This window comes from Streptomyces tyrfis, assembly GCF_037034285.1.
Lineage (GTDB): Bacteria > Actinomycetota > Actinomycetes > Streptomycetales > Streptomycetaceae > Streptomyces.
The window spans coordinates 112,614-121,442 of record NZ_JBAGJZ010000026.1; the positions used below are offsets into that span (position 1 = coordinate 112,614).

8 protein-coding genes and 1 riboswitch are annotated in these 8,829 nt (G+C 73.7%); of the genes, 4 read left to right on the forward strand and 4 right to left on the reverse strand.

Annotated features, from left to right (window positions below):
* Window positions 1-338: 338 nt before the first annotated feature.
* The 3 genes from WA762_RS20985 to WA762_RS20995 are packed head-to-tail and all read right to left on the reverse strand — an operon-like array spanning window position 339 to window position 3,342.
* Entirely contained in the window at window positions 339-1,172 is an 834-nt protein-coding gene (locus WA762_RS20985; protein ID WP_335937463.1) for an ABC transporter ATP-binding protein, read from the reverse strand.
* A complete protein-coding gene (locus WA762_RS20990) occupies window positions 1,169-2,296 on the reverse strand; it encodes a FecCD family ABC transporter permease (protein WP_443080641.1) in 1,128 nt (375 codons plus the stop codon). Before WA762_RS20990 ends, WA762_RS20985 begins: the two co-directional genes overlap by 4 nt.
* The gene (locus WA762_RS20995; protein WP_443080642.1) at window positions 2,293-3,342 is read right to left on the reverse strand and encodes an ABC transporter substrate-binding protein; all 1,050 of its coding nucleotides are present in this window, start codon (window positions 3,340-3,342) and stop codon (window positions 2,293-2,295) included. The genes WA762_RS20990 and WA762_RS20995 overlap by 4 nt, the downstream gene beginning before the upstream one ends.
* Before the next feature lie 30 nt (window positions 3,343-3,372).
* A riboswitch (cobalamin riboswitch) is annotated at window positions 3,373-3,556 on the reverse strand.
* Window positions 3,557-3,771: 215 nt separating this feature from the next.
* On the opposite strand from WA762_RS20995, the gene WA762_RS21000 reads away from it, so the two are divergent.
* From WA762_RS21000 to WA762_RS21015, 4 genes are all read left to right on the forward strand, one after another.
* Complete coding sequence (locus WA762_RS21000) at window positions 3,772-4,917, forward strand: alpha/beta hydrolase (protein WP_335937472.1); 1,146 nt, start codon at window positions 3,772-3,774, stop codon at window positions 4,915-4,917.
* Between the two features lie 270 nt (window positions 4,918-5,187).
* On the forward strand, window positions 5,188-6,426 hold the full coding sequence (locus tag WA762_RS21005; protein WP_335937464.1) for a sensor histidine kinase: 1,239 nt from the start codon (window positions 5,188-5,190) through the stop codon (window positions 6,424-6,426).
* Window positions 6,398-7,090, forward strand: coding sequence for a response regulator transcription factor (locus WA762_RS21010; protein WP_335937465.1), 693 nt, complete (start codon window positions 6,398-6,400; stop codon window positions 7,088-7,090). Before WA762_RS21005 ends, WA762_RS21010 begins: the two co-directional genes overlap by 29 nt.
* 472 nt (window positions 7,091-7,562) lie before the next feature.
* Window positions 7,563-7,952: a hypothetical protein gene (locus WA762_RS21015; RefSeq protein ID WP_335937466.1), complete on the forward strand. Its 390-nt coding sequence runs from the start codon at window positions 7,563-7,565 to the stop codon at window positions 7,950-7,952.
* 351 nt (window positions 7,953-8,303) lie between these two features.
* Here WA762_RS21015 and WA762_RS21020 read toward each other — a convergent pair.
* The coding region (locus WA762_RS21020) for an Hsp70 family protein (protein ID WP_335937467.1) at window positions 8,304-8,829 on the reverse strand (526 nt) is incomplete at its 5' end.

Genomic DNA, 8,829 nt, shown 5'->3' on the forward strand with positions numbered 1-8,829 from the left:
GTCAGGCATACGGCGAACGCCGCGACCGTGGGCACGGTCAGCCCGGTCGGGCGCGGTGGTGCTGACCGAGCGGACCGCCAGGACTCGGTGTTCGCCAGGAATTGTATGCACGGTGACTGAAAGTCAGCTTCCGGTTGATGAACAACTATCAGCCGATCGGTGAACTCGCCCTGGATAAAGGGCGGATGGGCGGCCCGGCGGCCGGCTCGGGGACGTGCTCGCCCACGGCCTTTCCGCCGGTCGGCCGCGACGCGCGCCCGCCTCGCCGGGGGCCGTCGGCCCGAGGCGTCCACCGTACGGCGGTTGGAGGCCGGGCCGCTTGCGGCGGCCCGGCGCGTTCATGAGTCGGAGCCGGTCCCCGGGCCCGCCCCGTCGGGCCGGCCGGGCAGGAAGGTCACATGCGGCGCCCCGGTGCGGGGATGGATGACGACCTCGCCCGTCACCGCGTACACCTCCCGCAGCAGCTCCTCGGTGAGGACCTCGGCGGGCGCTCCGGAGGCGACGACCTCGCCCTCGCGCAGCACGTGGAGACGGTCGCAGTAGTACGCCGCCAGGTTGAGGTCGTGCAGCGCGACCAGCACGGTGGCGGGCAGCTGTCGCAAAATGCCGAGGACGTCCAACTGGTGGCGGATGTCCAGATGGTTGGTGGGCTCGTCGAGGATCAGCAGCGAGGGCTGCTGGGCCAGGGCCCGGGCGATGAGCACGCGCTGGCGCTCCCCGCCGGACAGCCGGTCGAACGGCCGGTCGGCGAGGGCGGTCCCGCCCACCGACGCGAGGGCCGACGCGATCAGCAGGGCGTCCTTCGCGGTGTCGCCGGCGAGCAGGCCCTTGTGCGGGGTGCGGCCCATGGCAACCACCTCACGCACCGTCAGATCGAATGAGGCGACCGGCTCCTGGACCACCGCCGCCAGGGTCTGCGCCAGCCTGCGCACCGGCAGGCCCCAGGCGTCGGCCCCGTCGACCCGGATCAGCCCGGCGTCGGGGCGCAGGACGCGGTAGACGGTGCGCAGCAGGCTGGACTTGCCGCTGCCGTTGGGGCCGACCAGGCCGATGACCTCGCCGGGGCCGGCGTGCAGGGAGACGTCCCGTACCAGATGGCGCGAGCCGGCGCTCAGGCTGACGCCCTCGATGCTCAGCGGGACGCCTTCGACGGCGAGTTCGTCCGCGCTCATGCCGCTCCTCGTTCGGTGTTCCGCCGGGCGTCACGGCGCATGAGCCAGAGGAAGAAGGGACCGCCGCACAGCGCCGTGAGCACTCCCACCGGAAGCTCCGTCGGCGCCGCGACGGTACGGGCGGCGACGTCGGCCCAGATCAGGAAGACGGCCCCGCCCAGAGCGGCCGTCGGCAGCACCCGGCGGTGGTCGCCGCCGACGAGGAGCCGCACGGTGTGCGGCAGCATCAGACCGACGAAGCCGATCGGCCCGGACGCCGCGACCAGCACCCCGGTGACCAGGGACAGCAGGACGAACATGCGGGCCCGGAACCGGGCGACGTCGAGCCCCATCGTGCCGGCCGCCTCCTCGCCCGCCAGGAGCAGGTTGAGGTTGCGCGCCTGCGCCAGGAGGACGGCGATGCCCAGCAGCAGGGCGGTGCTCGGCAGGCGGAGCGCGTCCCAGTCGGCGCCGCCGAGACCGCCGAGGGTCCAGGCGAGCACGGCCCGGGCCTCGTTGCCCCGGCTGCCGGTGAGCAGCAGCAGATCCGTCATCGCGGTGAGCACCGAGGCGATCGCCACGCCGGACAGCACCAGCCGCACCGAGGTGATGCGACCGCCGGTGCGCGCGGTCGCGTACACCACCAGCAGCGCGCCCAGGGCGCCGGCGAACGCGGCGACCGGCAGCGACACGGAACCGACCGCCCCCGCGCCGAGGACGATCACCGAGACCGCGCCCAGGGAAGCCCCGGAGGAGATGCCCAGCAGATACGGCTCGGCGAGCGGGTTGCGGATCAGCGCCTGCATGGCGGTGCCCACCACGGCCAGCCCGGCCCCGGTGACGGCGCCGAGCAGCACCCGCGGCGCGCGCACCTCCAGCACGATCGTCTCCCGCGCCCGGGTCCAGGTGGGCTCCGTCCAGTCGGCGCCCAGCGCGTGCGTGACGATGCCCCAGACCTGTCCGGGCGGCACGTGCACCGAACCGATGGCCAGGCCGGCCGTGGCGGAGATCGCCAGCAGCAGCGTGAGAACGCCCAGCGCGAGCCCGAGGGGCACCCGGCCCGCGCGGCCCGCGCGGCCCTCGCGGCGCGCGCGCCGCGCGGCCGGCCCGGTGGCGGGGCCGGCCGTCGCGGCCGCCCGCGTCACCGGAAGCTCTCGGGATGCAGGCCGCGGGCCAGGCCGTCCACCGCGTACGCCGACCGGATGCCGACCAGCGTCGCGGTCAGCGGCAGCGCCACGAACCGCTTGTTCCTGATGGCGGGGACGTCGGCCAGGGCCGGCTGGGAGAGCAGGAACTTCTTCTTCTCCTCGACGCTGCCGGAGCCCTCGTAGTCGTAGACGGCGATGACCTCCGGCTTGCGGGCCACGACCTGCTCCCAGGAGACGTCCCCGAAGACGTTGTCGAGGTCCGCGAAGACGTTCCGGCCGCCGGCCAGGCCGATCAGCTCGTTGCCCAGGCCCTTGCCGCCCGCGGTGAAGGCCGACTTGCTGCCGCTGTCGTAGACGAAGACGGGCACCTCGGGCCGGTCCGCGACCGCAGCGGTGGCCTCGCCGACGCGCTTCTCCAGGTCGGACACCAGGGCGGAGGCGCGGTCCTGCACGCCGAAGAGACGGCCGACGGTGCGGATCTCCTCGTAGGTGTCCTCCATCGTCACCTGCTTCTTCTTCCCGGCGCAGTACTCGCGGTTGAGATAGGTGTCGATGCCCGCGTCCGCGAACGCCTTGCGGGACCGGCCCTCGTTCTCGGCGAAGGCGCTGGCGTAGCCGCCGTAGACGAAGTCGGGCTCCGCGTCCAGGATCGACTCGAAGGACGGCTCCCGTTTCGCCAGCTCGGGTATCGCCGCGAAGTCCTTCCTGAGCTCGGGCAGGACCGCCGAGTCGGGGAAGGCGGTGCCGACCATGCGGTCCTTCAGACCCAGCGCGAGCAGCAGCTCGGCCGGGTGCTGATGGATGGTGACGACGCGGGAGGGCGGCTTGTCATACGTCGTCCTGACGCCGCAGTTGTCGATGGTGACCGGGAAGCCCTCGGCCGGCGACGCGCCGGCACTCGGCCGGTCGGGGGAGTCCCCGCCGGCGCCGCAGCCGGAGGCCAGCAGGGCGGTGGTCAGGACCACGGCCCCGGCGACGGCGCGCAGGCCGCGGCGGGGCCGGGCGGGGGAAGAACCGGGTCGGCGGGGGATGCCGAAATACACGTAGAGCCTCCTGGGGAGTCCGCGCTCCTCAAAACGGGCCCGCGACAGGTCAGTGTCCTGACTCCCGGATCGACGTCCCCCGCACGCCGTGCCGCGCCGGGCGCGGTGGCGTGCCGGAGGGGTGCGCTCCCCGGTCACAGTGGCGGGACCGCGCCGGATTCGCACCGGCTTCCTGGCTCCCGTCGCGGCTATGACCTGGTGATATTACGGTTCCTTGAGGCAGGGGCACAAAATACGCCCATGTGGGTGATCGCACACTGGGGGAACCGTCCCCGCCGCCCCGGTCCTCGCCGGAGTTCTCGCGGGGAGCGATCCGGGCGGCCGGGAGGGGCCGGCGTCAACACGAGATTCCCGGTGTCTCGCCTTCAATGTAAAAAGGTGGAAAAACGGGTAAACCATCGTGCTGTGCGCGACATCCTCCCTGGCGTGATGAGCCTGACGGGGACACCATTCTTCCTGACCACGATCGTGCTGGCCGTGGTCAGCGTGATGCTTCCCCTGCTGTTGTGGGGGCGGGTCCGAGGGCCCGCCGTGGTGCGCGGCGCGGCCCGTCTGACGATGCTCGTCCTCGCGCAGGGGGCGGCCGTGCTGAGCGTCTTCGTGATGGTCAACAACACCAACGGCCTCTACGACAACTGGGCCGATCTGCTGGGCACCGGGCAGCACGTCGTGGTCGCCCCGAACCTCGGGCGCGACGGCCTGGGCACGCACAAGCAGCTGGCGAACGAGCCGAAGGTCGTCCAGCGCTTCGGCCCGACGCACGACGCCCGGATGGGTCCCGGCGTCCGCGTCACCCAGGTGAACGGCCGGGTCTCGGGGGTGCACGGCGAGGTGTACGTGTGGCTGCCGCCGCAGTACGACCAGCCGGCGTACCGTCACCGGAGATTCCCCGTGGTCGAACTGCTGGGCGGTTTCCCGGGATCCGCGAAGGCGTGGTTCAGCAGCCTGCGGGTGCAGTCGCAGCTGGAGGCCGGCATGCGCAGCGGGGAGGTCGCCCCGTTCATCCTCGTCGAACCGCGGACCAATGTGCTGCCCGGTCAGGACACCGGGTGCGCCAATGTGCCGGGCGTCGTGGACGCCGAGTCATGGCTGAGCGTGGACGTCCGGCAGATGGTGATCGACAACTTCCGCGCCCGCAGGGGCGCGAGCGGCTGGGCCGTCGCCGGGTACTCGGCCGGGGCGCACTGCGCCGCGAAGATGGCGCTCGCCCACCCCGAGCGGTACCGGGCCGCCGTGGGCCTTTCGGGTTACAACGACCCGGCGGCCGAACCGCTGTCCCTCACCGCCCGTTCCCCCGAACTGCGGCGGACCAACAACCCGCTGTGGATCCTCCGCCACGCGACCACCCCGCCCCGCGTCTCGCTCTATCTCTCGGGCAACCGGAACGACGGCTACCGGGACGGTCTGGCGCTGCGCCGTGCCGCGCTGCCCCCGACCCGGGTCGTGGTGGCCGAGGTGATCGGGCCGCACACCACCGGCGTGTGGAGGCGCCAGGTGCCGCAGGTCTTCCGCTGGCTGACCTCGGAACTCTCGCCCTTCGCGGTACATCGTGCGGCGCCGGCGAGGGGCGTATGAGGCAGCCGCCCCGCTGACGCCGTCGGCCGGTGCGGTGCAGCGCCGCCGGTCCGGCGCACCGCCGGTCCGTACGCACGCCACCGGTCCGGTGAGCCGCCGTCCCGTACGCACCGCCGTCCCGTACGCACCGCCGTCCCGTGCTCGCCGCCGGGCCGTCCCGCTCCGGGGCGCCCCAGCGGCGGACGAACGGGTGAACCGCTGCGCCGGCCGGAGGACAGGGGCCCGTTCCGCGACCATGCCCGACGCGGTCGCCGACCTTACGTTGGTGGCATGGCGGCGATCAGTGGTCGGAGGCGGTGGGAAGGGCCCCGGCCCGGTGCGCTGGAAGCACTGGGCCTCTTCGCGCTGTTCGTCATGTCGGTCCTGGCCGCCTCGATCGTGCCCCACGCACGCGAGTTCTCGCTCCGCTGGACCGGCGTGCTCCTGGCGGGCATCGGTTGCGCCGCGCTGCTGTGGCGACGCCGTCACCCGGTCGGCGTACTGGCCGTCGCGGTGGGCTGCGGGATGGCCTTCCAGATGCTCGGATTCCGCGACAGCCCGCTGGTGATCAGTCCCGTGCTGGTGTCGGTCTACACCGTCGCCGCACTGACCGACCGGCGGGTGACCTGGACCGTGGCGCCGTTGTCGGCCGCCATCCTGGTGGGCACCGCCGTGATCTGCGATCCGCGCTCCTGGCTCGCTCCCGACAACGCGGCGATGCTGGCGTGGACGGCTCTGCCGGCCGCCGTCGGGGACGGGGTGCGCTCCCGCCGCGCCTATGTGGCGGCGGTGGAGGAGCGGGCCGAGCACGCGGAACGCACTCGCGAGCAGGAGGCGCAGCAGCGGGTGGCGGCCGAACGGGTGCGGATCGCGCGCGAACTGCACGACATCGTCGCCCACCACATCGCCCTGATCAACGCCCAGGCGGGCGTGGCCGTCCACCTCGTGGAGCGGCGTCCGGAGAAGATCCTGGCAGCCCTGGAGGACATCCGGGACACCAGCCGGTCCGCCCTGGACGAACTGCGCGTGACCGTGGGGCTGCTGCGGCAGTCCGGCGACCCGGTGACGCCGCGCGACCCGATGCCGGGCCTGGCCCGCGTGCCGGCGCTCCTCGCGTCGTTCGAGCGCGCCGGGCTCACCGTGAGCCACACCCGGCACGGCGTCGCCGAACCGCTCGCACCGGCGGTCGACCTGGCCGCGTACCGGATCGTGCAGGAGGCCCTGACCAACGTGCACAAGCACGCGGGCGCCGACCACGCGCGGCTCTACCTGCACTACCGCCCCGAGCGGCTGACGATCACCGTGGAGAACGACGGACGGACCGGAGCGAACCCCACCTGCAAGGGGACGGGACACGGGCTGATCGGGATGCGCGAGCGCGCCTCCACGGTCGGCGGCCGACTGTACGCGGGCGTGCGCCCCGAGGGCGGCTTCACGGTGACCGCCGAACTGCCCCTGCGCCCCGGTCCGGTCATGAGCGAACCACCGAGGAGGGACGGGAGTGACGATTCGCGTACTGCTGGCCGATGACCAGGCCCTGCTGCGGGGCACCTTCAGGATGCTGTTCGACTCCACGGACGACATGGAGACGGTGGGGGAGGCGTCCAACGGGGAGGAGGCGCTGGAACTGGCCCGCGCGGAGCGGCCCGACGTGGTGCTGATGGACATCCGCATGCCGGAGATGGACGGCCTCGAAGCCACCCGGCTCATCAGCGAGTCCGAGGACCTCGCCGCGGTGAAGGTGCTGATCCTGACGACCTTCGAGGACGACGAGCATGTCGCCGAGGCCCTGCGCGCCGGGGCCAGCGGCTTCCTCGGCAAGGGCGCCCGCCCCGACGAACTGCTCGACGCCGTCCGCACGATCGCCGCCGGCGAGGCACTGCTGTCGCCGTCGGCGACCCGGGCGCTGATCGGACGTTTCCTCGCGCAGCCGGACCCGTGCCCGGCGGGCGTGCACGAGCGGCTGGCGTGCCTGACGCGCAGGGAACTCGATGTGGTGGGGCTGGCGGCGCTGGGGCTGTCGAACGACGAGATCGCCGAGCGCCTCTTCGTCAGTCCGCTGACCGCCAAGACCCACGTCAACCGGGCCATGACCAAGCTGGCCGCCCGCGACCGGGCCCAGCTCGTCGTCATCGCCTACCAGTGCGGCCTGGTGAGCCCCGCGGCGGAACCGGGACCGGTGCAGTCGCGGTAGCGGCGGGGCGAGGGCGCGGCTTCCGGGAGCGCCCGGAGCGGAGCAGGCGGGGGCTCGCGCACCGCGTCGCGTCGTGCCGCGTTTCCCGGTGGCCGCTTCCGGTACGGGTGCGGTGCGGGCCGGTGGGCCGGTGGTAGAGGGGCGCGGCGGGTACCACGGCGGTGGTAGTCGGAATCGCTGCGGCGGGACGACGCGCGAGGGGCCCTTCCCGGGCGAGAGTGAGAGGGCGAACGGAGGTGTCGCCATGATCGAAGCCCACTGCCCCGGCGAGCGGTATGACGCCGATCCGACCGGCACCGCCCGTGCGGTCCCCGGGACCGCGCCCGGTGCGGCGGAACACCGCTCAGCCCGCGCCGGCGAGCCGGCCGCCCGCTGGGCGCCGCAGGCCGCCGTCTCACCGGAACTCTCACGTCCGAGCCCCCGGCCCGACGACCGCGCGCCCGGCTCCGCGGCACAGGAAGGACCCCCTGCCATGCTCACCGCAACTCCGAAGCGCAGCACCCTCGGCGAACGCCCCGCCGTGACGCCCGCCCCCGCCCTGTACGCGGGCGACGAGACGGTCACCCCGGGGGCCCACCCGGTCGGCCGGTCCCACCCGGCCACCCGCGCGGCACGGCGGGAGAGGGACGACGTCCGCTCCGCGCTCCCCGCGCACCTGCTCCTTCTCCGCGACGCCCTGGCCGACCGCGACGGCCGGAGCCGGCGGACGGAGACGTCCGCCCGGACCGGGACCCGCCCGGGCGCGCCCCGGCGGCCCGCGCCGGTGCGTACGGGCGGGGCGAAGCAGCTCACCCTGTCCGAGTGGGTCAGCAGGACCGCCAGGATCGGGACCACGGACGACGGGCGAGCGGCCACGCGCTGAGACCTCGCGACGGGGCAGGGCCGCCCTGCCGGAGCCTCCCGGGGCCCCGGCAGGGCGGCGCTCCATGTGATGAGTTCGCTCTATGCGGTGAGTCCGCTCCATGCGGTGAGTCCGCCGGCCTCACGCCCTGCCTCGGCTCGGTGCCTCGGCCGGCCGGGTGATTCCGGCCCGGCGCCGGGACCGGCATCGCCACCGCGCCGGGACGGCCGGGCGACGCCTGTGCCGGATGACTGCGTCGGGACGGCCCGCGCCGGACGGCCCGGGTCCACCGGCGTATGGTGCGTCCGCCGTCATCCGACCCGGCCCCCGGTATGCGTCACCCGACCCGGTCCCCGGTGTCCGGCTCGCGGCTCACTCGCCGCCTTCCTTCCGGTCGTCCCGGTCGTCGTCGACGATCTCCGCGTCGACGACGTCGTCCTCGCCTCCGCCCGGGCCCGCCCCGTCGGGCGAACCGTCGCCGGTCGCGCCTTCTCCGGAGGCCCCCGCCCGGGACTGCGCGTACAACGCGGAGCCGATCCGCTGCGCGGCGGTCCGCGCCTTCTCGGTGGCGGCGCGGATCTCGGCGGTGTCCTCGCCCTTGAGCTTCTCCTCGACCTCCGTGAGCGCTCCCTCGGTCTCCGTGCGCACGTCCTCGGGGATCTTGTCGGCGTTGTCCTGCAGCATCTTCCTGGTCTGGTACAGGAGGGTCTCCGCCTGGTTGCGGGTCTCGGCGGCCTCGCGGCGGCGGTGGTCCTCCTCCGCGTACTGCTCGGCGTCGCGCACCATGCGGTCGATGTCGTCCTTCGGCAGCGAGGAGCCGCCGGTGACGGTCATCTTCTGCTCCTTGCCGGTGCCGAGGTCCTTGGCGGTGACGTGCATGATGCCGTTGGCGTCGATA

Coding starts and splice junctions, on each gene's coding strand:
- WA762_RS21015 (WP_335937466.1), top strand. CDS start 7,563: ATGCTCACCGCAACTCCGAAGCGCAGCACCCTCGGCGAACGCCCCGCC.
- WA762_RS20985 (WP_335937463.1), bottom strand. CDS start 1,172: ATGAGCGCGGACGAACTCGCCGTCGAAGGCGTCCCGCTGAGCATCGAG.
- WA762_RS21000 (WP_335937472.1), top strand. CDS start 3,772: ATGAGCCTGACGGGGACACCATTCTTCCTGACCACGATCGTGCTGGCC.
- WA762_RS21005 (WP_335937464.1), top strand. CDS start 5,188: ATGGCGGCGATCAGTGGTCGGAGGCGGTGGGAAGGGCCCCGGCCCGGT.